We start from the raw sequence: 25,816 nt of genomic DNA, 5'->3' as shown, positions 1-25,816 counted from the left end.
CTATACCTCCGCCGGCGTGGTGACTTCTGCGGCGCGCCCGTTGCCGTTTTCTTCCGTCTCCGCCAGAGCTAGTTGGCGTAGATGATCCACCGCCGCTTTGGCTCCTCCGCTCGGGGTGAAGATTGCCCGTGGGTCTCGCTGCAAGAGTGCAATCCACAACGCGATGAAACCGGCGTGCCGTAGATCACCGTCGATGTTGAACTCAGAGCGAAGAAATGCCGCGGCTAATTCGGCGATCAACTCCTCCGCTGCGTAGGTATCTCTCTCATTGTGGAAGTGGCTGCGTAGCTCGCGGTTAAGCCGGGTCTTGCGTTCATTGAACTCGGGTCTGTTGGGGTCGGGCTGTGCGGTTATGGTGCTAGCACCATAAAGCTGGGCGCTGGCTTGTACTGGCTGGGTGTTAGGCGCTATCATCAGATCGAACTCCTACCTGCTTTGGGGTTTCATCCGGCCGCTGGTAACGGCCGCAAAAAAGGGCGCTCTCGGAGCGCCCTTTAAACGTCTATGCACGCTGCGCCACACGCTCGGCGATCCAACCATCAACTTCGCGCTCGATCCAGCCGACGCTTTGAGGTCCGAGCCGGACCGGCGCAGGAAACTCGCCGCTGCGGATTTTACGCCAGATCGTCGAGTGGCTCAGGCCGACGCGCTCACGAACGTTTCGCTCACGAAGAATGCAATCTGGAACGGCTTGCGGCGGTGCGCGCGGCTGATGCGGAGTACGCACTTTCGAGCGCAGCTTATTCTCGACTTGTGTCGTGACTTCGTTATTGGGATACGGCGAGAGTTGTTCGACCGGGATGGGTGGCATTGCGACGCTCCGAAATTGGAAGCGTCAGATTGATCACGCATGAACAGAAAATGATAATTGGCAGAAGTAGGGACCTAGTTCTGTCCCATAGGACAAAACTATCGCCTGCTTTTGTCCGATGACCGATGGCGGTTGTGAGAGCGTGCGACGGTGGCAACGGATTTGCGAGAAATTTTTGCGACGCGCTGCCGCGCATCGGCCTGCGACCAGCCCTTCTCGATGAGCAGCGTGACCAACGAGCCAGTATGATCGGTTTTTGGCCGATGCGCTGGCAGTCGTGCGCTCTCCTGTTCCAGGAGTTCCAGAAACCGTTCAAGCATCGTGCGCCACATTTCGGGCGTGGGGTTGGTGTTTGGGTCGATCAGCATTTCCTGAGCGATTAGCGCCATAACCGCGTCATTGTCTGCCGTGTGTTGCACTCTTGGTTTGCGGCGTGCCATGGCACAGCATAAGACAGGCGACACCTCCGCGCGACTTTGTTAGCGCGGCATTAGCTGGTCCGGCGGGGCGTTTCGCTATGTGATTGACAGTTCAGGCAAAAATAGCGATTGACAGGATTCGCGAAGCGTAACCCACCATCTGTGTGCGACATAAATGGTGGGTTACGCCTTGCGCCATTGCTTGTCGAACGACCGCACTCGTGGGCGGCTAACCCACCCTACAAGATCACGCCGCGGCGGAATGCTCGCGCACGGCCTGCGGCGGGTTGCGGAAGCCGATTGCCATCCGGTTGTAGGTGTTCATCAAGCCGATCGCGATGGTCAGGTCGACCAGCTGCTTCTCGCTGAAGGTGGCCCGAGCAGCCCGATAATCTTCGTCCGCGATCGCTGTCTCCGCCACACGGGTGACGGTTTCGGCCCAGGCCAGCGCCGCGCGTTCCTCGGCGTCGAACAGAACCTCCGCCTCGCGCCAGACCTGGAGCAGCGCCAGCTTCTCGATCGCAACGCCCGTTTTCCGCAAGCTGCGCGTATGCATGTCGAGGCAATAGGCACAGCCGTTGATCTGCGAGATGCGCAGATAGACGAGTTCGATCAGCGTCGCCGGGAGGCCGCATTGTGTGAGGTAGCCATAGACGCCACCGAGCGCCTTGATGCCGGCGGGCGCGACCTTATTGTAATCGATCCGCATGCTCACGGCTTGTGTCCTTCCTTGTCGAAGACGGTCAGAGCCTTGTCGTTGCTGTCAACGACGAACACCGCAAGCAGCTTCGCCGGCTCGGTTGCGCTGGCATTTCGCCCCAGCACGTGATGCGCGCCCGGCGGCTCGAAGAAGCTGTCCCCGGCCCGGTAGGTATGCGCGGCCTCGCCCTCCAGCTGGCTCTCGATCGCGCCCTGGAGCACGTGGACATAGAGAAACGCCGACTTGGCGTGATGGTGCGGCGCCGACGGCTCGCCCGGCGGGAAGTTGACCTCGACCGCGATCAGCGACTTGCCGGGAATGTTGGTGATGGCGTGCTCGAACTTCGGCGTCACCGATTGCGCTTTTGCCGGCGTCGCAAGCGCGGCGCAGGCCAGCAGCGTCATCCAAAAGGTCTTCATCTCGTGCCTCCATTGCTGTCGGATCAATGCGGGCGCGCGAGCCTGAAAAGAAGCACCAAGAATGAATTGAATTGGTGTACCACGGGCCATGCCCACCCCGCTCCCCATCGCGCTCGACCGCTCGGCCAGGACGCCGCTCTCCGAGCAGATCCGCAAGGCGATTGCGGCGGCGATCGACAATGGCGTGCTGGTGCCGGGCGCCCGGCTGCCGTCATGGCTCGACCTCGCCGCGCAGCTCGGCGTCGCGCGCGGCACCGTGCGGGCAGCCTACGACAAACTGGCTGATGCCCAGCACATCGTGTCGTCGAAGGCGAACGGCACCACCGTCGCCAGGCGGCCGAGGAAGACTGCAAAACCCGATGCGCCGATCGCTCCCGGCTCGGTCGTGGAGATGTTTCATGACCTCAGCGGCCAAGGACACTTCCGGATGGGCGTCCCTGCGCAGGACGCTCTCCCCGCAAAGCTGCTGGCCCGAATCCGCGCCCGCGCCGTTCGGGCGGAATTGAGCGCGGTAACCCGCACCATCGATCCGCGCGGCGAGCTCGAACTGCGGCGGGAGATCGCGGCGCACCTCGCGATCGCGCGCGGGCTTGAATGCTCGCCTGCGCAGATCGTCATCACCTCAGGCTTCACCGGCGGCCTCGGCCTCGCGCTGCGCGTGCTCGGCCTAGAAGGCCGCCGCGCATGGATGGAAGATCCGGGATTTCCATTGACCCGAAAGGGGCTCGAGCTCGCCCGGCTGGAGCTGGTCCCGATCCCTGTCGTCGGCGACGGTATCGATGTCGAGTACGGCCTCAAGCACGCCCCCGACGCGGCGCTCGCGGTCGTGACGCCGGGACAGCAGGCGCCGCTCGGCCCGCCGCTGTCAGCCCAGCGTCGCGCGCAACTGCTCGATTGGGCCGCGCAAACCGGCGCCTGGATCATCGAGGACGACTATCTCGGCGAGTTGCAGCTCGATGGCCGCGCCGCGCCCGCGCTGGCCTCGCTCGACCGCGCCGGCCGCGTGATCCACCTCGGCTCCTTCAGCAAGACGATCTCGCCGACGCTTCGGCTCGGCTTCCTGGTTGCGCCCGAGCAATTGGCAACGCAGTTCGCCGATGTCGCGACATGCCTTGCCCCTGCTCCCGGACCGGCCGTGCAGCTTTCCACCGCGGAGTTCATGCGCGACGGCCACTACATCCGCCACCTCCGGCGGACCAAGCGGGCCTATAGCGAGCGTCGCGGCGCGTTGACGGCCGCGCTGCGGCCGTGGAGCAACGACGCGCGGGTTGCCGGCCTCGCGGTCATGCTGACGCTGCCCGACAAGGCCGACGATGTCGCGATCGCGCGGCAGGTGCTGGCGCGTGGGCTGGCACCCGCCCCGCTCTCGCCCTGGTATCTCTCACCGAAGCGGGCGCAGCCCGGCTTGCTGCTCGGCATCGCAACCGTGCCCGATCGCGGCGTTCAGGCCGCCTGCAAGCGTCTGTTCGAGGCGATCCGTGCCCAAGGTCGCACGCGCCGCGTCAGGAAATCCGCAGCCCGGTGAGCGCAAGGCTCAACGCCTTGAGCCGCTTGCGCGCCTCGGCGTCGTAGGCTTGCGCATGGGCACGCGCCTCGCGCTTGCCGTCGAAGAACAGCCCGCTCCGGCCGGCGACGTCGTCGTCCTGGACCAGACGCAGGATGGCGTCGCCGCCTTGCTCGACGGTCGAGATCGGCGTCGCGCCGCTGGCGCGCACCATCGTGGTGTTCATGTAGGTCGCCGGATGCAGAGAATTGACGGTCACGCCGGAGCCTTCGAGCTCTGCGGCGAGGTCGATGGTGAACATGATCTGCGACAGCTTGCTCTGCGCATAGGCGCGCGCGCCGCTGTAGTTCTTCGTGATCATCACGTCGGCGAAGTCGATCGGGTGCTGGCCGAGCGACGCGACATTGACGATGCGCGCCGGCGTGCTCGCCTTGAGCCGCGGCAGCAGCAGATGTGCGAGCAGGAAGCCGGCGAGATAGTTCACCGCAAAGCGCAGCTCGTGGCCGTCCTTGCTGGTCTGCCGCGCCGGCCCGTCGTTCTGCGACCCGATGCCGGCATTGCTGACCAGAACATCGAGGCGCTCCTGATCGTCGAGCACCAGCTGGGCGAACTCGCGGACCTCGGCAAGCGAGGACAGATCGGCCTGATAGAACATCGGCTCGCGGCCGGAGACCCGCTTGATCTCGTCGGCCAGGGTCTGCGCCCGCTTGGTATCGCGGCCATGGATCAGGACCCGGGCGCCGGCAGATGCCAGCTTCATCGCAACGTAGCGGCCGACGCCATCGGTGGAACCGGTGATTAGCACCGTCTTGCCTGACATATTCATGGAAATGGCCCTTCGGTCGTTCTCCCAGCGCTGTCAGCAAAGATAAATGCGCCACTTGAACTTTGCCATGGCAGGCCGCGGCGCGATCACCCAAAAACGGCGCCGAAATCGCCCGCCCACGGCCCTCGTCCGTGGTCCCAAGTGTACAGTCTGTCGCGCGGCCTGCGGCGGTCGCGCGGCGCCGCGCCGCGCCTCAACGTGAATACGTTCTGATATCGTCGGGATGAACAACAAGGCCAGGATCGGCAAGAGTCGGAATGTCCTCGACCATTTCAGACAGGTTCTCGCGGAAGGCTCCCTCGCTGGAGCCGTTCGGCATGCTCCTGCTATTCGCGGTGCTGACCGCGCTGCCGATCATCCTGACCGTTCGTCTGGTTGAGCCCGCACTGGTGCTGCCCGCGCTCAGCCTGGTGTTGTTCGCGGAGGCAGCCATTGCCGCGTCTGCGGCGCGCGTGATCCACATGCGTGCAAACGTGGCGAACCTCACGCTGTGGGATTTTGCCGGAGCATTCACCTTCATGGGGTGCGCGGCGGCGATCCTCGGCGAGCCGGATCAGGCGGCGCTGTTCTTCGAGGAACAGACCGCGCTGCGTCCGGTGTTACGACCGTAGATCCCAGGCCGGGCCCCTCTGGCAGCCACAAGCTGCGATGTCGGACTGGAACTCAGTTGGAGTGGCCCTGCTTCGACCCGCGACGCGGACGCGCGCCGCGGCGGATTTGCCGTCTACATGACGGCGACATCCTGCGTCGTCGAACGGTCCACTCCCCGACCTCAAGGGGAGCATTGCTCATGTCCGAACTGTTTTCACTCGACGCCCTCAGCGCGTTGCTGCAAGTCGTCGCCATCGACCTCGTGCTGGCCGGCGACAACGCCGTCGTGATCGGCCTTGCCGCGGCAGGCCTGCCGGCGAAGCAACGCGGCAAGGCGATTCTGATCGGCATCGCTGCTGCGACATTGCTGCGCATCCTGTTCGCCCTTCTCACCACGCAACTGATGCAGATCGTCGGCCTGCTGCTGGCCGGCGGCATCCTGCTGCTTTGGGTGTGCTGGAAGATGTGGCGCGAGTTGCGCGCCACCGCACAGGAGACGACGGTCGAGCATGCCGCCGATGGCGCGGAAGGCCAGCGCAAGACGCTGTGGCAGGCCACGACGCAGATCATCATCGCCGACGTCTCGATGTCGCTCGACAACGTGCTGGCGGTTGCGGGCGCGGCGCGCGAGCAGCCGATCGTGCTGGTGTTCGGCCTCGCGCTCTCGATCGCGATGATGGGCGCGGCCGCCACCTTCATCGCAAAACTGCTGCAGAACCACCGCTGGATCGCCTATGTCGGCCTCGCCGTGATCCTCTACGTCGCCGTCGACATGATCATCCGCGGCGCATCCGAGATCGCGAAGGTCGCGCCGGCTTGACGGCGGGCTCGTTGCACCTCTCCCGCTTGCGGGGGAGGTCGGAACGCATCGTCAGATGCGTTCCGGGTGGGGGCTCTCTCCACGATGAGCGCAGTTCTGTCGCGGCGGCCGATCGATCTCATCCAGCGTCAGTGGATTTCCGCCGAACGCTTCAGCGCTTCCTTCAACTTCTCGAGCGTGAAATCCTTACTGCGCGCGATGTCGAGGATCGGGGTCTCGCGACGGCCGCAGAGTTCGGCGGCCTCGGGCAGCTTCGCCGCGATGTCATGGGGGATCACGATCGCGCCGTGGCTGTCGGCGTGGATCAGATCGTCAGAGCGCACCGTCATGCCGGCGACGCGGACCTCGCCGCCAAAGCTTTCGGCATGCACCCAGGCGTGCGACGGACCGATCGAGCCGGCCAGCGCCTGGAAGCCCGGCGCCCATTGCGGAATGTCGCGGATCGAGCCGTCGGTGATGACGCCGAGGCAGCCGAGCGCCTTGTGCACGGCGCTCTGCACCTCGCCCCAGAACGCACCATAGCCGACGTCGGGACCGTCGATGTCCTGGATCACAGAGATGCGCGGACCGAAGCCGGTGCCGACATATTCATAGTATTCGATGCGGCGCTTCGACTGCTCCTCGGCCGAGAGGCCGGATTTCAGCACCGAGCGGATCGCGACCGTGCGCGCGTAGCCGACGATCGGCGGCAAGGTCGGGAACGGGCAGACCAGCGGCTTCACGGTGTAGCCGATCAGACGACGCTCCGGCGCGACGATCTCCATCGCGTTGCAGATCGTCGGCGTGTCATAGCGCGCCAACGCCTCGAGGACGGAAGCAGGCAGCGGGGCGGAAGCGGATGTCGTCACGGCGTTTCTCTCCTGATTTTTGGCGTTCGCTGGGCCGTCTCAGCCTATAGCCGAGATCGCAGGCGAACCCAACCGAGCCACGCTCATGGCTGATATTTGGGAAGATGGACTGCCCCGCCCCACTCCGTCATTGCGAGGAGCGACAGCGACGAAGCAATCCATCTCTCCGCATATGCCGCGGCATGGATTGCTTCGCTTCGCTCGCAATGACGTGGAGAGGACCCGTGCGCCTCTCAATGTAGATGCGCGGGACGATCGTCGTGGTCCGGATCGGTGCCCTGTGGCGTGTAAGGCGACGGTGATGCCGGCGCCGGCGCGCTTGCGCCTTGCGTCTGCGCCGCAAGCTGGCGCTCCTGGTCGCGATACGATTTCCAGCCCCAGGGCAGGCTGATCAAATAGGCGACCGAACCCGCCGACAGGATGTGCCAGGGATAGCCGATCAGCAGCGCGACGAAGAACACCACCGACACGAACACCGGCAGTACCATCTCCGGCGGCACGCGCATCTTCACGGTCTTGCCGGAGAACACCGGCAGCCGCGACACCATCAGGAAGGCGATCAAGAGCGTGTAGAACGCCGTCAACGTCGCCGGCGGCATCGGCACGCCGAGGAAGGCGAGATAGATCGGCAGCAGCACCGTGATCGCACCGGCCGGCGCCGGCACACCCGTGAAGTAATTGGCGGCGAAGGCCGGCTTGTTCGGGTCGTCGATCGAGGCATTGAAGCGCGCAAGCCGCAGGCCGCCGGAGATCGCAAACACCATCGCGGCGATCCAGCCGCCATTGTTCAATTCGTGCAGCTGCCAGAAATACAGGATCAGACCTGGCGCGACGCCGAAATTGACGAAGTCGGCGAGGCTGTCGAGCTCGGCGCCGAATTTCGACTGGCCCTTGATCATGCGGGCGACGCGGCCGTCGATGCCGTCGAGGATCGCGGCGAACACGATGGCGGCGACCGCAAGCTCCATCCGCCCTTCCGTCGACAGCCGGATCGCGGTCAGGCCGGCGCAGATCGCCAGCAGCGTGATCATGTTGGGCACGAGCATCCGCACCGGGATCGGGCGGAACCGGCGGCGGCGAGACTCGGTGGAGTTGGGATCAAAGGGCATCATGGCCTTGCAATATAGCAAGCATGGCCCGGCTCCGCCATCACGGCGGGAACCGGCTGGTTAAAGCGTTTCCAGCGAAGTGGACAGCGGTTCGCGTTAAGAAAACGCGTCAAGATAGAAAACCAGAGCTCCCGTTCCGATTCCGGGCGGAAGGGGAGCTCCAGGCTGGCGAAACAGAGTTAATCGGCGCGGTAGGTGCGGCCCGGGTCGGCGTTGCGGAAATCCGCCAGAATCGTCTCGCCGGCCACCGCGGTCTGCCCCTCGGAGACCAGCGCCTTGGTACCCTCGGGCAGGTAGACGTCGAGCCGCGAGCCGAAGCGGATCAGGCCAAAACGCTCGCCGGCGCCGATCGACTGGCCTTCCTTGACGAAGCAGACGATGCGGCGCGCCACGAGACCGGCGATCTGGACCACGCCGATGCGGCCATTGGCGCCCGAGATCACCAGCGAGTTGCGCTCATTGTCCTCGCTCGCCTTGTCGAGCTCGGCATTGATGAAGGCGCCGGGCCTGTAGGCGATGCGGTCGATGCGGCCGGCCACCGGGCTGCGGTTCACATGGCAGTTGAACACGCTCATGAACACCGAGACCCGCGGCAGCGGCTTGTCGCCGAGGCCGAGCTCGGCCGGCGGCAGCGCCTGCACCACCATGGAGACGCGGCCATCGGCCGGCGACACCACGATGCCGTCGCGCAGCGGCGTCACGCGAACGGGATCGCGGAAGAACAGCGCGCACCAGACCGTGAGCAGCGTCCCGATCCAGCCCAGCGGGGTCCAGATCCAGAACAGGATCAGGCTCGCCAGGGCGAAGCCACCGATGAACGGATAGCCCTCGGGGTGGATCGGCGGGATCTGTGCGCGGATGGAATTGGCGATCGACATCAGAGCTCGCTTGCGTTTCCCCGCCCCGTTTGGCGGGAGAGGCCCTAAATCGACTATTCCGCGGCGGTCGGCAAGGGTTTCTCACCCGCGTCAGGGGTGGAATCCTCCGACGAATCGGTGACCACGGGCGGCTGGCGATTCGGCGCGCTGCCGTCGTCATCGACCTGGGCGAGCCGTTCGCGGGCCTCCTCAGCCTCGCGCTGCCGGTTCCACATGCTGGCGTAGAGGCCGTCCGAGGCCAAAAGCCGCGCATGGGTGCCGCGCTCGGCGATCCGGCCCTGGTCCAGCACGATGATCTCGTCGGCGCCGACGATGGTCGACAGCCGGTGCGCGATCACCAGCGAGGTGCGGTTGCGCGAGACCCGCTCCAGCGCGCCCTGGATCTCGTGCTCGGTGTGGCTGTCGAGCGCCGAGGTCGCCTCGTCGAGCACCAGGATCGGCGGCGCCTTCAAGACGGTGCGCGCGATCGCGACGCGCTGCTTCTCGCCGCCGGAGAGCTTCAAGCCGCGCTCGCCGACCTGCGTCTCGTAACCCTGCGGCGACATCCGGATGAAGCCGTCGATCTGCGCCAGCCGCGCCGCCTCCTCCACCTCGTCATCGCCGGCATCCCAGCGGCCATAGCGGATGTTGTAGCGGATGGTGTCGTTGAACAGCACGGTGTCCTGCGGCACCATGCCGATCGCTGACCGCAGCGAGGTCTGCGTCACATTCTTGATGTCCTGGCCGTCGATCAGGATGCGGCCGCTCGAGACATCGTAGAGCCGGAACAAGAGCCGCGAGATCGTCGATTTCCCGGCGCCGGAGGGACCGACGATCGCGACCGTCTTGCCGGCCGGCACCTCGAAGCTCAGGCCTTTCAGGATTTGCCGGTCGGGCTCATAGGCGAAGCGGACATCCTCGAAGCGCACGCTGCCTGTGGACACCACAAGCGGCTTGGCGCTCGGCACGTCCTTCACCTCGGGATCGCGCGCCAGCACGTCGAACATCTTCTCGATGTCGATGATCGCCTGCTTGATCTCGCGATACACCATGCCCATGAAGTTCAGCGGCTGGTACAGCTGGATCATCATCGAGTTGATCAGCACGAAATCGCCGACGGTGTGGGTACCGTTGCGGATGCCGAACGCGCACATCAGCATGGTCGCGGTCAGCCCCGCGGTGAAGATGATCGCCTGCCCGGTGTTGAGCACGGCGAGCGAGGTGTAGGTCTTCACGCTCGCCTGCTCGTAGCGCTCCATCGAGCGGTCGTAGCGCCTGGCCTCGCGCTCCTCGGCACCGAAATACTTCACCGTCTCGTAGTTGAGCAGCGAGTCGATCGCCTTGGTGTTCGCCTCGGTATCGGAATCGTTCATCTTGCGGCGGATCTCGATCCGCCACTCGGTCGCAATGTAGGTGTAGTACATGAACACGACGACCGTGATCAGCACCGCGAGCACGTAGCGCCAGTCGAACTGCCAGAGCAGCACCCCCGCCAGCAGCGTGACCTCGACGATGGTCGGGATCAGTTGCAGGATCACCATCCGCACGATGGTCTCGATGCCGGAGCGGCCGCGCTCCAGCACGCGGGTCAGGCCGCCGGTCTTGCGCTCGAGATGGAAGCGCAGCGACAGCTCGTGCATGTGCACGAAGGTGATGTAGGCGAGCCTCCGCACCGCGTGCATCGCGACGCGGGCGAAGATGCCGTCGCGCCACTGCGTCAGCACCGCCATGATGATGCGCACCGCGCCGTAGCTGATCGTCATCAGCACCGGCGAAGCGATCAGCCAGACCATCCAGTTCGAAGTCGCGACCGGCGCCGAGCCCGTGCCGTTCAGCGCATCGATCGCCCATTTGAAGGTGAACGGCACCGACAGCGTCGCGAGCTTGGCGAACAGCAGCAGCACCACCGACCAGATCACGCGCATCTTCAAATCGGCGCGATCGCCGGGCCAGATGTAGGGCCAGAGATGAACGAGGGTGCCGAGCAGCGTCCCCTTCTCGGCGGCCGGGGTGGTGGCCGTGGGCTGATCGGCCGCGGTCACAGTCTGTTGCGGCGGCACCATCAGGAGCCCGCTCTTGCCATCATGGCGCGGCGGTCCGCGGCCACATCTTTTCCACGATTTGCCATTGTGCCCGTCATATAGATCGTTTCAACGTGGCGTACAGGCTCATGACGAAAATTGTTCGCGATTCGCGGGAATTTACGGGATATTTTGGCCCTCAATGCCCATATGCGAGTCTTGACCCTGTTTACGCTGCAGTGCCACAAGGATCGTATGAACCAAATCAAGACTGTCTGTGTTTATTGCGGCTCCGGCCCCGGTAACAATCCCCGTTTCGTTGAAGCTGCCGTCGCGCTCGGCAAGGCCTTTGCCGAAAACAACGTGCGCCTGGTCTACGGCGGCGGCTCGATCGGCCTGATGGGCGCGGTCGCGAAATCCACCCTCGATCATGGCGGCTCCGTCACCGGGATCATTCCGGAATTCCTGCGGGCGCGCGAGAATGCGCTGACCTCGGTTCAGGAGATGATCGTCACCCCCGACATGCATGAGCGCAAGCGGCTGATGTTCGAGCGTTCGGATGCGTTCGTCGCGCTTCCCGGCGGCATCGGCACGCTGGAGGAGTTGGTCGAGCAATTGACCTGGCAGCAGCTCGGCCGTCACTCCAAGCCGATCCTGCTCGCCAATATTGATGGTTTCTGGGAACCCCTGCTCTCGCTGCTGAGCCACATGCGCACGACCGAGTTCATCCGCGCGACGCTTCCGATCAACGTGCTGATGGCCGACCGCGTCGACGAGATTTTGCCGCGGCTGCGCTCCGCCGTGGCGGGCAAGCCGGCCGCCGCGAAGGAGCTGGCGCCCGAAGTGGCGCGGCGGCTCTGATATCTCGATAGCGTGAACCTGATCCCGTCATGCTGGCGAGCGCGGAACGCGCGTCTCGAAGCATGCACGGCCCGGCTGGTGGCCGTCCATCCTTCGAGGCTCGCTTCGCTCGCACCTCAGGGCGACGGGGCTAGGTAAGCGCTCACCCAAATCACCTCACTCGCTCGGAAACGTGACGGCCTCGATGCGGTTGCCGTCGGGGTCGAGGATGAAGGCGGCGTAATAGCGCACGCGGTCGTGCGGGCGCAGGCCGGGCCCCCCATCGGAGAGGCCGCCGGAGGCCAGCGCGGCGGCATGGAAGGCATCGACCTCGGCAGTGGTCTTCGCGCGCAGGCAGATGTGGGTGCCGCTCTCGTGCGGCACCGGCGCCATCTTGGCGCGCAAGTTGATCCAGAACTCGGAATAGGCCTTGCCGAAGCCGATCGTCGCCGGCCGGGTGACGAGACGGCTCAGGCCAAGCGCAGCCAGCGTCGGCTCATAGAATCGCGCGGCGCGCTCGAGATCACGGACGCCGACGGAAACGTGGTCGATCATGTAGGCTCCTCCCTGCTCGTCATTGCGAGGAGCGAAGCGACGAAGCAATCCATGCATCCTTGCGCGCGGAAAGGTGGATTGCTTCGCTTCGCTCGCAATGACGGCGTCTGTTTCCTTCAGCCGCCTCAAGCCTGCGCGCCCGACTTCACCAGCTTGTAGAACACCGAATCCATCAGCGCCTGGAACGAGGCGTCGATGATGTTGGGCGAGACGCCGACCGTGGTCCAGCTCTCGCCGGTCTCGTCCTCGCTTTCGATCAGCACGCGCGTGACCGCCTCGGTGCCGCCATTGAGGATACGCACGCGGTAGTCGATCAGCTTCAGGCCATCGATGTATTTCTGGTACTTGCCGAGATCCTTGCGCAGCGCCACGTCGAGCGCGTTGACCGGACCGTTGCCCTCGGCGGCCGAGATCAACCGCTCGCCGTCGACGTCGACCTTCACCACCGCGAGCGCCACCGTGACGCGCTGGCCGTTGGCGTTATAGCGCTGCTCGACATTGACGTCGAACTGCTCGACCTTGAAATATTCCGGCACCTTGCCGAGCGTGCGGCGCGCCAACAGGTCGAACGAGGCGTTCGCCGATTCATAGGCAAATCCCGCGGCCTCGCGCTCCTTCAGCTCCTCGACCAGGCGCGTCAGCCGCGGATCGCCCTTGTCATAGACCATGCCGGCGCGGTCGAGCTCGGCCATCACATTGGAGCGGCCGGCCTGATCCGAGACCAGCACCTTGCGGTGGTTGCCGACGGATTCCGGCAGCACGTGCTCATAGGTCTGCGGATCCTTCATGACAGCGGAAGCATGGATGCCGGTCTTGGTGACGAAGGCGCTCTCGCCGACGTAGGCGGCATGGCGATTGGGCGCGCGGTTGAGCATGTCGTCGAGCGTGCGCGACACCTTCATCAGCGTCGCCATCTTCTCCGTGGTGACGCCGATCTCGAACTTGTCGGCAAACTCTTGCTTCAGCTTCAAGGTCGGGATCAGCGAGCAGAGATTGGCGTTGCCGCAGCGCTCGCCAAGGCCGTTGAGCGTGCCCTGGATCTGACGTGCGCCGGCGCGCACCGCGGCGAGCGAATTGGCCACCGCCTGCTCGGTATCGTTATGGGCATGAATGCCGACATGGGCGCCGGGCACCTGCTTGACGACATCGCCGACGATGGTCTCGATCTCATGCGGCATGGTGCCGCCATTGGTGTCGCACAGCACCACCCAGCGCGCGCCGGCCTCATAGGCCGCAATGGCGCAGGCGAGCGCATAGTCGCGGTCCTGCTTGTAGCCGTCGAAGAAGTGTTCGCAGTCGACCATCACCTCGCGACCGAGCGCCTTGGCAGCCGCGACGCTGTCGCGGACCGAGGCAAGGTTCTCCTCGTTGGTCGTTTCGAGCGCGACCCGGACCTGGTAGGCCGAGGATTTTGCCACGAAGCAGATCGCGTCCGCCTTGGCCTCGAGGATACCGGCGAGCCCGGGATCGTTCGACGCCGAACGGCCCGGCCGCCGCGTCATGCCGAACGCGGTGAAGCGCGCGTGGTCGAACGCAGGCTTCTTGCTGAAGAACTCGGTGTCGGTCGGATTGGCGCCGGGATAGCCGCCCTCGACATAGTCGATGCCGAGCGCGTCGAGCATGCCGGCGATCACCTGCTTGTCCTGCAGCGTGAAGTCAACGCCGTTGGTCTGCGCACCGTCGCGCAGCGTGGTGTCGAACAGATAGAGGCGCTCGCGGCTCATGCGTGGCCTCCGGGCACGGCAACGCCGTCGAGGGTCTTCTGCATCGTGGTGTTGGCGAGCCATTCGTCGTTGATGGTGACCGTATTGCGCTGCTGCGCGACGTAGCCACGCTTGCGGAAGAATTCGAGCGCGGTGTCGCTGGCATCGACCTTCAGGGCCTTGGTGCCGCGGGCGCTCGCGATCTTCTCCAGCGCATCGCACAACGCGCTGCCTGCACCCTGCCCGACCGCACTCGGATGCACATAGAGCATGTCGATGTGATCGGCCCCCTTCAGCGAGGCGAATCCAACCGGCGCGCCCTGCAGTGTCGCGATCAGGGTTAGCTGCCCGGCGAGCTTCCTGCCGAAGGCTTCCTCATCGTCGGCGGCCATCGCCCAGGCTTCCTGCTGCGCCTCGCTGTAATCGTCGCCGGTCAGATCCATGATCGACGCCGCGAAGATCGCCGCCAGCAGCGGCGCATCGTCGGGCAGATAGGGACGCAATGCGGGTGCGGATCGGCTCATCGCGCAACCTCCCAGGTCGTGATCGGCTTTCCTTCGGCATCCTTGCCGTCCTTGATCGCGACGCCCATCGCGGCGAGCTGATCGCGGATCCGGTCGGATTCCTTGAAGTCCTTCCTCGCACGTGCCGTGGTGCGCTCAGCGATCAGTGTCTCGACCGCGGCAACATCGACGCCGCTGGCCTGCTCCTTGCGACCCTTCCACGCCGCCGCGCTCTCCGACAGGAAGCCGAGCAGCCGCAGCGAACCGGCAAATTCCTTGCGGCCTGCTTCATTGCTCGCGGCAGCATTGCGCAAGCTGTGCAGCACGGCCATGGCCTGCGCCGTGTTGAGGTCGTCGTAAAGCGCCTCGACGATCGCGGCCGACGGCGCGCCGGGCTCGGCGTCGGCCGCGACCGCATACCAGTCGTCGAGCGTCCGTGCGGCTTCTTCCGCGCTCTTCAGCGTCCAGTCGAGCGGCGACCGGTAATGCGTCCGGAGCATGCTGAGCCGCAGCACCTCGCCCGGCCAATCCGCCAGCAGATCGCGGATCGTGAAGAAGTTGCCGAGCGACTTTGACATCTTCTCGCTTTCGATCTGCAGGAAGCCGTTGTGCATCCAGACATTGGCCATGCGGTCGGTATGGAATGCGCAGCAAGTCTGCGCGAGCTCGTTCTCATGGTGCGGGAACACCAGGTCGATGCCGCCGCCATGGATGTCGAACTTCTCACCGAGATGCTTCCAGGCCATCGCCGAGCACTCGATGTGCCAGCCGGGCCGGCCCTCGACGGCAATGCCTGCCGGCGACGGCCAGGACGGCTCGCCGGGCTTCGACGGTTTCCACAGCACGAAGTCGGTGTTGTCGCGCTTGTAGGGCGCAACATCGACGCGGGCGCCCGCGATCATCTCATCGAGCGAGCGCTTCGACAGCGCGCCGTAGCGCGGCAGCGTTGAATTGGCCGCGTTCATCGCCTGCGGCGAGAACAGCACGTGATCCTCGGCGACATAGGCAAAGCCGCCGGCGACCAGCTTCTCGATGATCGCGCGCATCTCCGGGATATGCTCGGTCGCGCGCGGCTGCACGGTCGGCGGCAAGCAGCCCAGCGCCGTGACGTCGTCCTGGTACTGCTGATAGGTCTGCTCGGTGACCTTGCGGATCGCCTCGTTCAAGGGCATGCCGGGATAGTCCCGCGCGGCGCGAACGTTGATCTTGTCGTCGACGTCGGTGATGTTGCGGACATAGGTGACGTGATCGGTGCCATAGCGATGGCGCAGCGCGCGGAACAGCACGTCGAAGACAACAGCGGCCCGGCCGTTGCCGATATGGGCGAAGTCGTAGACCGTCGGTCCGCAGGCATACATGCGGACATTATCGGCATCGAGCGGCACGAAGGGCCGCTTCTCCCGGGTCAACGTATCGTAAAGGCGCAATTCCATGGATCACCGTCCCTTGCGGCCGGGCGTCCAGTGATTCTCAGGGGATTGAGAAAAGACGGCCTCAGCCAGCGAATCGCTAGCTCATAATCTCGCGGCAAATGCTGCAGATGGCGAGGTGGCCGTTCATGGTTCCACCATGTCTCACGGCCCCTTTATCGCGTCAAGGGGCTTGCTTTCAGGCGCTTTGTACCCCGCCCCGCGCCAAAATCACGCCAATGTCCTCATGGTTAATCATTATTAAGAATTTGGGCGTACGGGAGGGCCAGCGGATTCCCCGCCATTTTCACTGGTGCACCATGCGGCCCATTTCAGCATTGATTGCCTGCACGCTCTTCGTTGCCCCTTGCTTCCTTGCCCCCTCGGCCGCGCTGGCCGACAGCCGCGTTTTCATCGTCGCCAACCAGGCCGACGGCTACGGCATCGACCAGTGCCTGGCCCACGGCGACCGCTGCGGCGCGTCCGCCGCCCGCGCCTATTGCCGGTCACGCGATTTTGCGCAGGCCACCAGTTACCGCCGCGTCGATCCCGACGAGATCACCGGCGCGGTTCCGCACGCCGCGGGCGAGACCTGCACCGGCAATAGCTGCGGCGAATACGTCGCCATCACCTGCCAGCGCTGAGCCAAGCCGCTGGACAAACGGGGTTATTGCCACATCGGCGCCCCGGAAACGACGTGACGCTGCCGCGAGAAACGGCTATTGCAGGTGGTCCTGGCCGCGCGCTTTGGCGTTGATCGCCGCGCGGCGTCGTTTTAATGGCCGGATATGCCCCATAGCTCCCGTTCTCGCTTCTCCCGTTGGTTCTTGGCTTGCGCCGTGCTGGCCGGCATCGCCCTGCCCGCCACGCATGCCCTGGCGCAGGTGCCTCCGGGCCCACCCGGCCCGGCTCCCCAAGGCGCGCAGGCCAATCCGATGTGCGCGCGGCTGGAGGGCCAGCTAGCCGCGATCGATCGCGGCGGCGGCGATCCGGCCAAGGACGAGCAGATCCGCCGCTATCAGGACGCTGCAACCCGGCAGCAGGGCGAGCTGGATCGCGTGACCGCGCAGGCCCGGCGCATGGGCTGCGACAGTTCCGGATTCCTTTCGCTCTTCAACAACAACTCGGCGCAGTGCGGACCGGTCAACAACCAGATCCAGCAGATGCGCGCCAATCTCGACCAGATGACCGCAAATCTCGAGCGGCTGCGCACCGGCGGGCTCGGCGGCGCCGACCGCGAGAACCAGCGCCGCTCGGTGCTGACCGCGCTGGCGCAGAACAATTGCGGCCCGCAATACGCGGCGGCCGCGCGCGGCCCCGGCAATTTCATCGAGAACCTGTTCGGCGGCGGCGGCGGTGGCAATCCCAACGAACCGCTTCCGCCGCCTGACGCGCAATATGGCGGGCAGTCCGGCACCTTCCGCACCGTCTGCGTCCGCACCTGCGACGGCGCCTATTTCCCGATCTCGTTCGCGACCTCGCAGGCGCGCTTTGCCGCCGACGAACAAATCTGCAAGGCGCAGTGCCCGGCCGCGGAGGCCAGCCTGTTCGCCTACCGCAATCCCGGCGAGGACATCAACCAGGCGGTCTCGATCAGCGGCCAGTCCTACTCGTCGCTGCCGAACGCCTTCAAGTACCGCACCGAGTTCAATCCGTCCTGCTCCTGCAAGGCGGCCGGCCAGAGCTGGGCGGAGGCGCTGAAGGCGGTCGACGACCAGGCGTCCGCCGCGCAGCAGGGCGACATCATCGTCACCGAGGAGAGCGCGCGGAAGATGCAGCAGCGCGCGCAGACCAAGGCTGCCGCCGGCAAGAAGGGCGCGCCCGCAGCGGCGGCTCAACCGCAGCAGCCCCCCGCCGCTGACGCCACTGCGCCTGCCGCACCCGCGAGCGACGGCCAGATCCGCACGGTCGGCCCGACCTTCATCCCGAAAAAGCAGTAAGGCTCACCCCTCGAACGCTTCCGCCGACGCGCGCGAGCCGCGCGTCACCAGCTTCTCGTCGGGCTCCGGCAGCGCCTTGCCGAAATCGCGGAAGCGGTTGGTGATGGGATAGCGGCGGTCGCGGCCGAAGTTCTTCCGCGTCACCTTCACCCCGGGTGCGGCCTGCCGGCGCTTGTATTCGGCGATGTTGAGCAGGCGATCGACGCGGGTCACCACATCGCGGTCGAAGCCGGCCTCGATGATGGTCGCAAGCGGCTCCTCGCGCTCCACCAGCCGCTCCAGGATCGCATCCAGCACCTCGTAGGGCGGCAGCGAATCCTGGTCGGTCTGGTTCTCGCGCAACTCAGCGGTCGGCGGCCGGATGATGATATTGACCGGGATCACCTCGCCCGACGGCCCAAGCGCGCCGTCCGGCTTCCATTCATTGCGCAGGCTCGACAGGCGGAACACCTCGGTCTTGTAGATGTCCTTGATCGGGTTGAAGCCGCCGTTCATGTCGCCATACAGCGTGGCGTAGCCGACCGACATTTCCGACTTGTTGCCGGTCGTCACCACCATGGCGCCGGTCTTGTTGGAGATCGCCATCAACAGCGTGCCGCGGGCGCGCGCCTGCAAGTTTTCCTCGGTGATGTCGCGCTCCAGCCCTTTGAACACCGGCGCGAGAATTGCCTCAAACCCGTTGACGGCGTCGGCAATCGGCAGGATCTCGTAGCGGATGCCGAGCGCGGCTGCGAGCTTGGCGGCATCGTCGAGCGAGACCTGGGCGGTGTAGCGGAACGGCAGCATCACGCCGCGCACCTTGTCGGCGCCGAGCGCATCGACCGCGATCGCGGCACACAGCGCCGAGTCGATGCCACCGGAGACGCCGAGCAGCACGCCGGGAAAACCGTTCTTGCGGACATAGTCGCGCAGGCCGAGCACGCAGGCCGCGTAATCGGCCTTGTCGCCCTCGAGCTGCGCCGTGATCGGCCCATTGCAGCGCCAGCCATCGGCCGCCTTGCGCCACGTCAGCGTCGTGATGTTCTCCTCGAACGCCGGAAGCTGCGCCGCTACGGAGAGATCGGCATTGAGCGCAAACGAGGCGCCGTCGAAGATCAGCTCATCCTGGCCGCCCATCTCATTGAGATAGATCAGCGGCAGTCCGCTCTCGGTGACGCGCGCCACCACGATCGACAGCCGCAGATCGGTCTTGTCCCGGGCATAGGGCGAGCCGTTCGGCACGATCAGGATCTCGGCGCCGGTCTCGGCCAGGCACTCGACGACGTTCTCGTAGTCCTCGGATTCCTCGAGCCAGATGTCCTCGCAGATCGGCACCCCGATGCGCACGCCGCGCACCGTCACCGGGCCCGATGCCGGGCCGCGCGCGAACAGCCGCTTCTCGTCGAACACGCCGTAGTTCGGCAGGTTGGCCTTGAAGCGCAGCGCGGCGATGCGTCCGCCGTCGAGCAACGCGCAGGCATTGTAGAGCTTGCCGTCCTCGACCCAGGGCGTGCCGATCAGCATCGCCGGGCCGCCATCCTTGGTCTCGCGCGCCAGTTCCTCGATCGCGGCGCGGCAAGCCGACTGGAACGCCGGCTTCAGCACCAGATCCTCCGGCGGATAGCCGGCGATGAACAGTTCCGAGAGCACGACGAGATCGGCCCCGTCGGCTTTCGCCTTGTCGCGCGCGGCGCGTGCCTTCGCGGCGTTGCCGGTGACGTCACCGACCGTCGGATTGAGTTGCGCGAGGGTGATCTTGATCTGTTGTTCGCTCATACCGTTATGTTGTCCCGCACAAGAGCAAACTTCAATGGTGCTCCGGTCATGGTGCGATTGCAGAAATCGCACCATGACCGTCGTTCTCTTGTTTTGAGCATGATCTGATTGGAAAACCGGTCTCCACTTTTCCGGATCATGCTCGGATCAGAACGCGCCCATGCGCTCAGCGAGGGCGAACAGCCAGAACAGCCCGGCCATCACAAGCGCGACGCCGACGGCGGCGGAGCCCATGTCCTTGACCCGCCCGATCTGTGGATCGTGATCCATGGTCAGGCGGTCGGCGAGCTTCTCGATCGCGGTGTTGAGCAGCTCGATCACAAGCACCAGCACCACGGTTGCGACCAGCTCGACCCGGCGCATCACGGTGGCGCCGACCAGCCAGGCCAGCGGCACCGACAGCACCAGTGCCACCACCTCCTCGCGAATCGCCTGCTCCGAGCGAATGGCGAAGGCCAGCCCGTTGCGCGAGTTGATGGTGGCTCGCCAGAACCTCAGCAAGTCCCTGCCCTCAAGTCACGGCCCCCAAATCACAACCCAGCGGCGGCCGGCATCGGTTTGACCTTGCCGGCGCGCTCCTGCTTCAGGAGCTCGGCGATCAGGAAGGCCATGTCGATCGACTGTTCGGCGTTGAGGCGGGGATCGCAGACCGTGTGGTAGCGATCGTTGAGATCCTCATCGGTGATGGCGCGCGCACCGCCGATGCACTCGGTGACGTCCTGCCCGGTCATCTCCAGATGCACGCCGCCGGCATGGGTGCCTTCGGCGGCGTGGATCTGGAAGAACGCCTTCACCTCGGACAGCACGCGGTCGAACGGCCGCGTCTTGTAGCCCGAGGTCGAGGTGATGGTGTTGCCGTGCATCGGATCGCACGACCACACCACCTTGCGGCCTTCCCGCTGCACGGCGCGGATCAGGCCCGGCAGATGGTCGCCGACCTTGTCGGCGCCGAAGCGGTTGATCAGCGTCAGGCGTCCCGGCTCGTTGTCGGGGTTCAGCACGTCGATCAACTTCAGCAACTCGTCGGGCTTCAGCGACGGACCGCATTTCAGGCCGATCGGGTTCTTGATGCCGCGGAAATATTCGACATGGCCGTGATCGAGCTGCCGGGTGCGGTCGCCGATCCAGATCATGTGGCCCGAGGTCGCGTACCAGTCGCCGGTGGTGGAATCGACCCGCGTCATCGCCTGCTCGTAGCCGAGCAAGAGCGCCTCGTGGCTGGTGTAGAAATCGGTGGCGCGGAGCTCCGGATGGCTCTCGAGATCGAGGCCGCAGGCGCGCATGAAGTTCAGGGCGTCGGAGATGCGGTCGGCCAGCTCCTTGTAGCGGCGGGACTGCGGTGAATCCTTCAGGAAGCCGAGCATCCATTGATGCACGCTGCCGAGATTGGCAAAGCCGCCGGTGGCGAACGCGCGCAGCAGGTTCAGCGTCGCCGCGGATTGGCGATAGGCCATCAGCTGGCGCTGCGGGTCGGGAATCCGCGCTTCCGGCGTGAAGGCGATGTCGTTGACGATGTCGCCGCGATAGCTCGGCAACTCGACATCGCCCTGCTTCTCGGTCGGCGACGAGCGCGGTTTGGCGAATTGGCCTGCAATGCGGCCGACCTTCACCACCGGCAGCGCGCCGGCATAGGTCATGACCACGGCCATCTGCAGCAGCACGCGGAAGAAGTCGCGGATATTGTTGGCGCCGTGCTCGGCAAAGCTCTCGGCGCAGTCGCCACCCTGCAGCAGGAAGGCTTCGCCGGCGCAGACCCGCCCCAGCGCCTTCTTCAGGTTGCGCGCCTCGCCCGCGAACACTAGCGGCGGAAAGGTCGCAAGCTGCGCCTCGACATCGGCCAATGCCTTGGCATCGGGATAATCGGGCACCTGCAGCACCTTCTTGGCGCGCCAGCTATCGGGTGTCCACCGCTCGGACATGAGGTCAACTCCTGAGCAAAAACCGCGACTTAATCGACGGGAAAGGTGGGCTTATACACAGCCATCCGCTCCCCCGCTAGAAGGATTCCTGCAATCCCGTCAAACTCTTGCAGGAAAATACGAATTCGCATTTGCTGGACCATACCATGAATGCCAGGGAAATTGCCGCAGCCGCCGCCGCGCTGGACGACGTTTTTAGCGACGACATCGTCGTGCCGGCCGCGGACGGCTATCCGCTCGCCGCGACGCTGTTCCTGCCGCGCGGCAGGAAGCGCCACGCCGTCCTGATCAACTCGGCGACCGCCGTGCCCCGAAAGGTCTATCGCGGCTTTGCCGGCTACCTCGCCCGCCGCGGCGCGGCGGTGCTGACCTACGACTACCGCGGCACCGGCGACTCGAGGCCGATGGCGGCGACGACCGGCCTCAACAAGCCGAAGTCGCTGGCCGGCTTCAAGGCCACGATGGCGGACTGGGCCGCGCTCGACACCACAGCGGCCGTGAGCTGGATGCGCTATCGCTACCGCGACCTCCCCTTCGCCTATGTCGGCCACTCCTTCGGCGGCCAGGCGCTCGGGCTCCTTGCCAACAACGCTGAAATTCCCCGCGCACTGCTGGTCGCCTCGCAGGCCGCCACCTGGAAGCTGATGGCCTCGCCCGAGCGCTACCGCGTCGTCGCCTTCATGAACGGCATCGGCCTGCCGCTGGCGCGCACGCTCGGCTATGTGCCCGGCTGGGCCGGTCTCGGCATGGACCTGCCGCGGGGCGCGTTCGAGCAATGGCGAGGCTGGGTCATGCGCGAGCGCTATCTGCTCGATGATGCCACGCTCGCGGCGCGCGAAAATTTTCCGAAGTTCAAGGGCAAGCTCCGCGCGCTTGTCATCACCGACGACACCTGGGCGACGCGGCCGGCGGTCGAGCTGCTGTGCTCCGCGTTCACGTCGATCACGCCGGAAATCATCTCGATCCGCCCCGCGGATGCCGGCGCGAAGGCGATCGGCCATTTCGGCTTCTTCCGCAGCGACCACCGCGACGCGCTGTGGCGCGGCGCCGCGGAGTGGCTCGAGGCGGAGGGGTAAGGGCCAGATTCTCCGCTGTCGTCCCTGCGATAGCAGAGACCCATACGCCGCGGATGTTGTGAACGGGACTCGTCGTTCCAGCATCGCGCGCCAATCAGCGTAGGTGGTTGGGTCCCTGCTTTCGCAGGGACGACACTGAGTATGTTGCGTGGCCGGTGGACATAGCTTCGCATTCTCGCGACATGAATCGTCCGAGCTCTGCTCTTCGTTTCGCGCTCTCTCCAAACAGAGGGCGCAGGGAAAGCCGGGTGCCGATCGCACCCATGGGTCCGGTGCAACAAAAAGCACCGGAGGTCGGACCACAGGTGTAACCGGAAACATCCCGGCTTTCCCTGCGCGATGGGTTACGGCTTATACGTGCTCTCCCCGGTGAGACTGGGCTTGCTTGTCACCGCCTTCGCAAGACGCTTGCGCATCCTGCGACGAGACACCTGCCGCTAGGGCGTCAGGACCACACGATTTCGCCGTCCGCCTCGCATGCATGTCGTCTCGCGCATGCCCGGCGTCCACCGCATCTCACCGCAACACTCCTGACGATGCGCAGCGCCCCTCGATCGGGTGAGACGGGCCAATTGAACATCTGAGTTGGGTCAAACACCAAGCGGAATATTTTCCGCGCAAGGACTGGACAGCACAAATCGCTTTGATTTGGTTGATGAACTTCGTGTTTGCGCGCAAGGCGATGCCGACGGCGTGATCAGAGACCCGTCATCTTGAGCACCGCCTCCGGCAAGCGTTCGCCCTGCACTACGATTTTCGAAAGCGCCGCTGCGATCTCTGCTAGGTCCTCTGTCGTGAGCGTCACATTGACGGAACCGAAGTTTTCTTCCAGCCGATGCAATTTGGTGGTGCCAGGAATCGGAACGATCCACGGCTTCTGCGCCAACAGCCATGCGAGCGCGACCTGCGCGGGCATCGCGGCTTTGCGCGCGGCGACGGCCTTGACGATATCAACGAGGGCCATATTGGCCTTGCGGGCTTCCAAGGAGAAACGCGGTACGCTGTTGCGAAAGTCCGTGGGATCGAACCTGGTGTTCTCGTCAATCTTTCCAGTCAGGAATCCCGCGCCAAGCGGACTGAACGGCACGAAGCCGATGCCAAGCTCCTCGAGGACTGGAAGAAGTTCAGCTTCCGGCCCGCGCCAGAACAACGAATACTCGCTCTGCACAGCCGTCACCGGCTGCACCGCGTGTGCGCGACGGATCGTCTGGACACCTGCTTCGGAGAGGCCGAAATGTTTCACCTTGCCTTCCACGATCAACTCCTTGACCGCGCCGGCAACGTCCTCGATCGGCAAGGCAGGATCGACCCGATGCTGATAGAAAATATCGATCCGGTCCGTCTTCAACCGCTTCAGACTGGCATCGGCGACCGCCTTGATGTGTTCTGGACGGCTATTGGTGCCGGCATTGCGGGCGCCAGTCGCGAGGTTGATGTCGAAGCCGAACTTGGTGGCGATGACCACCTTGTCGCGAATCGGCACGAGTGCCTCGCCGACCAACTCCTCATTGACGAATGGGCCGTAGGCTTCGGCCGTGTCGAACAGGGTGATACCGCGATCATAAGCATCGCGAATGAGGTTGATCATCTCCCGTTTGTCGGCCGCCGGGCCGTAGGCAGAGCTCATGCCCATACAGCCGAGGCCGAGCGCGGATACTTCGAGCGTTCCAAGTTTGCGGACTTGCATGGCGGTCTCCAATAGACGTCGGGCTTTTCTGATCTTCAGCCCTCAATAGCGATGACCACAAATCTAGGAGCTGTCGGAGCTTGCGATAAGGCGCTATAATAAGAATGAGCTTTTTAGCTGAGCTAACAAATCAGAATGGAAAACTTCAACGATCTAGCTGCGTTCGCGTCCGTGGCCAGGGAGCGGAGCTTTACCCGCGCCGCGGCCAAACTCGGCGTTTCACCGTCGGCGCTCAGCCAGACCATCCGCAATCTCGAGGAGCGACTGGGTCTGCGTCTCCTGACCCGTACCACGCGCAGCGTCGCATCAACGGAAGCTGGCGAACGTCTGCTACGCACCATTGCGCCGCGCTTTGAAGAAATCGAAGCCGAACTGACGGCCTTGAGCGAGCTTCGGGAGAAGCCTGCAGGAACCGTACGCATTACTGCTGGCGAGCATGCGGCAATCTCCGTCCTGCAACCCGCGCTCAAACGGTTCCTGCCCGACTATCCGGACATCCAGGTCGAGATCATCGTCGACTACGGCCTCACCGATATCGTCGCCGAAGGCTATGACGCTGGTGTCCGGTTGGGCGAGCAGGTTGCAAAGGACATGATCGCCGTGCGCATCGGCCCGGATCTGCGCATGGCGGTCGTCGCGTCGCGCGCCTATTTCCAAAAACATTCGATCCCCGAAACGCCGCAGGACCTGACGGCGCACAACTGCATCAATATCCGGCTCCCGACCTATGGCGGGTTGTTTCCTTGGGACCTGGAAAAGAAGAAGCGCGAGGTCAAGGTGCGCGGAGAAGGCCAACTCGTCTTCAACAGTCTCGGTATGAGGCTGCAGTCGGCTTTGGACGGTCTCGGCGTTGCATACATGCCCGAGGACCAGGCGCTTCCCTATATTGCAGACGGGCGCCTGGTGCGGGTTCTGGAAGATTGGTGTCCAGCCTTTCCCGGCTATCACCTCTACTATCCCAGCAGACGGCACTCGTCGCCTGCCTTGGCTCTATTGACTGACGTTCTCCGATATCGTGGCAAATAGTCGGCAGACCCAAACTTGCTCGGGACCATCGCGGTCGATACTGCGTATCCGACACCTGCCACGTCTCTGCGCGCAGAGATGCTACGCAGCGCCACCCTCACACCACCTTCCGCGGCGCAGCCGTCGCCGCATCACCCGTGTTCGGCGTCCCCGTCGGCTCGATCAGCAACAGATGCACCTCTTCCCGCGCGACCGGCCGATGCTCGACGCCCTTCGGCACGATGAACATCTGGCCCTCCTTCAACGTCACGGTGCGGTCGCGCAGCTCGATGTCGAGCACGCCTTTCAGGACGAGAAAGAAGTCGTCGGTGTCGTCATGCTTGTGCCAGACGAACTCGCCCTGCACCTTCACCACCATCACGTCGCAGGCGTTGAATTGCGCTACCGTGCGCGGCGACCAGTGATCGGAGAATGTCGATAGTTTTTCGTCGAGATCGATCGGCTTGTTCATGGGCCTCGGCGTACTCGGCTCGCGACT

General features: G+C 64.7%; 27 protein-coding genes. 8 read left to right on the top strand and 19 right to left on the bottom strand.

Annotated elements, in window-relative coordinates; all coding sequences use genetic code 11:
* The 5 genes from HU230_RS08865 to HU230_RS08845 form a co-directional block, all read right to left on the bottom strand.
* Positions 1-414, bottom strand: coding sequence for a zincin-like metallopeptidase domain-containing protein (locus tag HU230_RS08865; RefSeq protein ID WP_176532001.1), 414 nt, complete (start codon positions 412-414; stop codon positions 1-3).
* Between the two features lie 88 nt (positions 415-502).
* Positions 503-811: a helix-turn-helix transcriptional regulator gene (locus tag HU230_RS08860; RefSeq protein ID WP_176532002.1), complete on the bottom strand. Its 309-nt coding sequence runs from the start codon at positions 809-811 to the stop codon at positions 503-505.
* Between the two features lie 98 nt (positions 812-909).
* Positions 910-1,200 (bottom strand): hypothetical protein, encoded by a 291-nt coding sequence (locus tag HU230_RS08855; protein ID WP_176532003.1) that lies wholly within the window; start codon positions 1,198-1,200, stop codon positions 910-912.
* A 277-nt stretch (positions 1,201-1,477) separates the two neighbouring features.
* A complete protein-coding gene (locus HU230_RS08850) occupies positions 1,478-1,945 on the bottom strand; it encodes a carboxymuconolactone decarboxylase family protein (RefSeq protein WP_176532004.1) in 468 nt (155 codons plus the stop codon).
* Positions 1,942-2,349, bottom strand: a complete 408-nt coding sequence (locus HU230_RS08845; RefSeq protein WP_176532005.1) for a cupin domain-containing protein — start codon at positions 2,347-2,349, stop codon at positions 1,942-1,944. Before HU230_RS08845 ends, HU230_RS08850 begins: the two co-directional genes overlap by 4 nt.
* Positions 2,350-2,437: 88 nt before the next feature.
* Here HU230_RS08845 and pdxR point away from each other — a divergent pair, with 88 nt between their 5' ends.
* Positions 2,438-3,874, top strand: coding sequence for a MocR-like pyridoxine biosynthesis transcription factor PdxR (gene pdxR / locus HU230_RS08840; RefSeq protein ID WP_176532006.1), 1,437 nt, complete (start codon positions 2,438-2,440; stop codon positions 3,872-3,874).
* On the opposite strand, the gene HU230_RS08835 is transcribed toward pdxR, so the two are convergent.
* Positions 3,852-4,679, bottom strand: a complete 828-nt coding sequence (locus HU230_RS08835; RefSeq protein WP_176532007.1) for an SDR family NAD(P)-dependent oxidoreductase — start codon at positions 4,677-4,679, stop codon at positions 3,852-3,854. The two genes, pdxR and HU230_RS08835, sit on opposite strands and share 23 nt — an antisense overlap.
* A 257-nt stretch (positions 4,680-4,936) precedes the next feature.
* Here HU230_RS08835 and HU230_RS08830 point away from each other — a divergent pair, with 257 nt between their 5' ends.
* Positions 4,937-5,290 (top strand): hypothetical protein, encoded by a 354-nt coding sequence (locus HU230_RS08830; protein WP_224943126.1) that lies wholly within the window; start codon positions 4,937-4,939, stop codon positions 5,288-5,290.
* Positions 5,291-5,469: 179 nt separating this feature from the next.
* Positions 5,470-6,090: a TerC family protein gene (locus HU230_RS08825; RefSeq protein ID WP_176532008.1), complete on the top strand. Its 621-nt coding sequence runs from the start codon at positions 5,470-5,472 to the stop codon at positions 6,088-6,090.
* Between the two features lie 128 nt (positions 6,091-6,218).
* Here HU230_RS08825 and HU230_RS08820 read toward each other — a convergent pair whose 3' ends face one another.
* The 4 genes from HU230_RS08820 to HU230_RS08805 all read right to left on the bottom strand — a co-directional run bounded on the left by HU230_RS08820 (position 6,219) and on the right by HU230_RS08805 (position 10,967).
* Complete coding sequence (locus tag HU230_RS08820) at positions 6,219-6,938, bottom strand: RraA family protein (protein WP_176532009.1); 720 nt, start codon at positions 6,936-6,938, stop codon at positions 6,219-6,221.
* Positions 6,939-7,171: 233 nt separating this feature from the next.
* Positions 7,172-8,047, bottom strand: coding sequence for a CDP-diacylglycerol--serine O-phosphatidyltransferase (gene pssA / locus HU230_RS08815; protein WP_176532010.1), 876 nt, complete (start codon positions 8,045-8,047; stop codon positions 7,172-7,174).
* A 179-nt stretch (positions 8,048-8,226) separates the two neighbouring features.
* The gene (locus HU230_RS08810; RefSeq protein WP_092127222.1) at positions 8,227-8,925 is read right to left on the bottom strand and encodes a phosphatidylserine decarboxylase; all 699 of its coding nucleotides are present in this window, start codon (positions 8,923-8,925) and stop codon (positions 8,227-8,229) included.
* 53 nt (positions 8,926-8,978) lie between these two features.
* On the bottom strand, positions 8,979-10,967 hold the full coding sequence (locus HU230_RS08805; protein WP_210284261.1) for an ABCB family ABC transporter ATP-binding protein/permease: 1,989 nt from the start codon (positions 10,965-10,967) through the stop codon (positions 8,979-8,981).
* A gap of 213 nt (positions 10,968-11,180) precedes the next feature.
* Here HU230_RS08805 and HU230_RS08800 point away from each other — a divergent pair, with 213 nt between their 5' ends.
* Positions 11,181-11,786 carry an LOG family protein gene (locus tag HU230_RS08800; RefSeq protein ID WP_176532011.1) on the top strand — a complete coding sequence of 202 codons (606 nt, stop codon included), beginning with the start codon at positions 11,181-11,183 and terminating at the stop codon, positions 11,784-11,786.
* 156 nt (positions 11,787-11,942) lie between these two features.
* Here HU230_RS08800 and HU230_RS08795 read toward each other — a convergent pair whose 3' ends face one another.
* The 4 genes from HU230_RS08795 to cysS form a co-directional block, all read right to left on the bottom strand.
* Positions 11,943-12,320, bottom strand: a complete 378-nt coding sequence (locus HU230_RS08795; RefSeq protein ID WP_176532012.1) for a VOC family protein — start codon at positions 12,318-12,320, stop codon at positions 11,943-11,945.
* Positions 12,321-12,445: 125 nt separating this feature from the next.
* A complete protein-coding gene (gene cimA, locus HU230_RS08790) occupies positions 12,446-14,044 on the bottom strand; it encodes a citramalate synthase (protein WP_176532013.1) in 1,599 nt (532 codons plus the stop codon).
* Positions 14,041-14,547: a GNAT family N-acetyltransferase gene (locus HU230_RS08785; RefSeq protein ID WP_176532014.1), complete on the bottom strand. Its 507-nt coding sequence runs from the start codon at positions 14,545-14,547 to the stop codon at positions 14,041-14,043. The genes cimA and HU230_RS08785 overlap by 4 nt, the downstream gene beginning before the upstream one ends.
* Positions 14,544-15,959, bottom strand: a complete 1,416-nt coding sequence (cysS, locus tag HU230_RS08780) for a cysteine--tRNA ligase (protein ID WP_176532015.1) — start codon at positions 15,957-15,959, stop codon at positions 14,544-14,546. The genes HU230_RS08785 and cysS overlap by 4 nt, the downstream gene beginning before the upstream one ends.
* Positions 15,960-16,255: 296 nt before the next feature.
* Here cysS and HU230_RS08775 point away from each other — a divergent pair, with 296 nt between their 5' ends.
* Together HU230_RS08775 and HU230_RS08770 are read left to right on the top strand one after the other, a co-directional pair.
* Positions 16,256-16,579 carry a hypothetical protein gene (locus HU230_RS08775; protein WP_176535091.1) on the top strand — a complete coding sequence of 108 codons (324 nt, stop codon included), beginning with the start codon at positions 16,256-16,258 and terminating at the stop codon, positions 16,577-16,579.
* Positions 16,580-16,723: 144 nt separating this feature from the next.
* On the top strand, positions 16,724-17,875 hold the full coding sequence (locus tag HU230_RS08770; RefSeq protein ID WP_176532016.1) for a DUF2865 domain-containing protein: 1,152 nt from the start codon (positions 16,724-16,726) through the stop codon (positions 17,873-17,875).
* Between the two features lie 3 nt (positions 17,876-17,878).
* Here the strand turns inward: HU230_RS08770 and HU230_RS08765 are convergent, their stop codons facing one another.
* From HU230_RS08765 to HU230_RS08755, 3 genes are all read right to left on the bottom strand, one after another.
* A complete protein-coding gene (locus HU230_RS08765) occupies positions 17,879-19,630 on the bottom strand; it encodes an NAD+ synthase (RefSeq protein ID WP_176532017.1) in 1,752 nt (583 codons plus the stop codon).
* 147 nt (positions 19,631-19,777) lie between these two features.
* Positions 19,778-20,131 carry a diacylglycerol kinase gene (locus tag HU230_RS08760; protein ID WP_092127200.1) on the bottom strand — a complete coding sequence of 118 codons (354 nt, stop codon included), beginning with the start codon at positions 20,129-20,131 and terminating at the stop codon, positions 19,778-19,780.
* Between the two features lie 29 nt (positions 20,132-20,160).
* The gene (locus tag HU230_RS08755) at positions 20,161-21,549 is read right to left on the bottom strand and encodes a class II 3-deoxy-7-phosphoheptulonate synthase (protein WP_176532018.1); all 1,389 of its coding nucleotides are present in this window, start codon (positions 21,547-21,549) and stop codon (positions 20,161-20,163) included.
* Positions 21,550-21,695: 146 nt separating this feature from the next.
* Here HU230_RS08755 and HU230_RS08750 point away from each other — a divergent pair, with 146 nt between their 5' ends.
* Positions 21,696-22,625 carry an alpha/beta hydrolase family protein gene (locus HU230_RS08750; protein ID WP_176532019.1) on the top strand — a complete coding sequence of 310 codons (930 nt, stop codon included), beginning with the start codon at positions 21,696-21,698 and terminating at the stop codon, positions 22,623-22,625.
* Between the two features lie 697 nt (positions 22,626-23,322).
* On the opposite strand, the gene HU230_RS08745 is transcribed toward HU230_RS08750, so the two are convergent.
* Positions 23,323-24,312 (bottom strand): aldo/keto reductase, encoded by a 990-nt coding sequence (locus HU230_RS08745; RefSeq protein ID WP_176532020.1) that lies wholly within the window; start codon positions 24,310-24,312, stop codon positions 23,323-23,325.
* Between the two features lie 135 nt (positions 24,313-24,447).
* Between HU230_RS08745 and HU230_RS08740 the strand changes: the two genes are divergently transcribed.
* Positions 24,448-25,338: a LysR family transcriptional regulator gene (locus tag HU230_RS08740; RefSeq protein ID WP_176532021.1), complete on the top strand. Its 891-nt coding sequence runs from the start codon at positions 24,448-24,450 to the stop codon at positions 25,336-25,338.
* Between the two features lie 97 nt (positions 25,339-25,435).
* On the opposite strand, the gene HU230_RS08735 is transcribed toward HU230_RS08740, so the two are convergent.
* Positions 25,436-25,789, bottom strand: a complete 354-nt coding sequence (locus HU230_RS08735) for a cupin domain-containing protein (protein WP_176532022.1) — start codon at positions 25,787-25,789, stop codon at positions 25,436-25,438.
* Positions 25,790-25,816 lie beyond the last annotated feature (27 nt).

Source organism: Bradyrhizobium quebecense (assembly GCF_013373795.3).
Lineage (GTDB): Bacteria > Pseudomonadota > Alphaproteobacteria > Rhizobiales > Xanthobacteraceae > Bradyrhizobium > Bradyrhizobium quebecense.
Note: the sequence above shows the minus strand (reverse complement) of the source record. Positions and strands in the feature narration are given on the sequence as shown.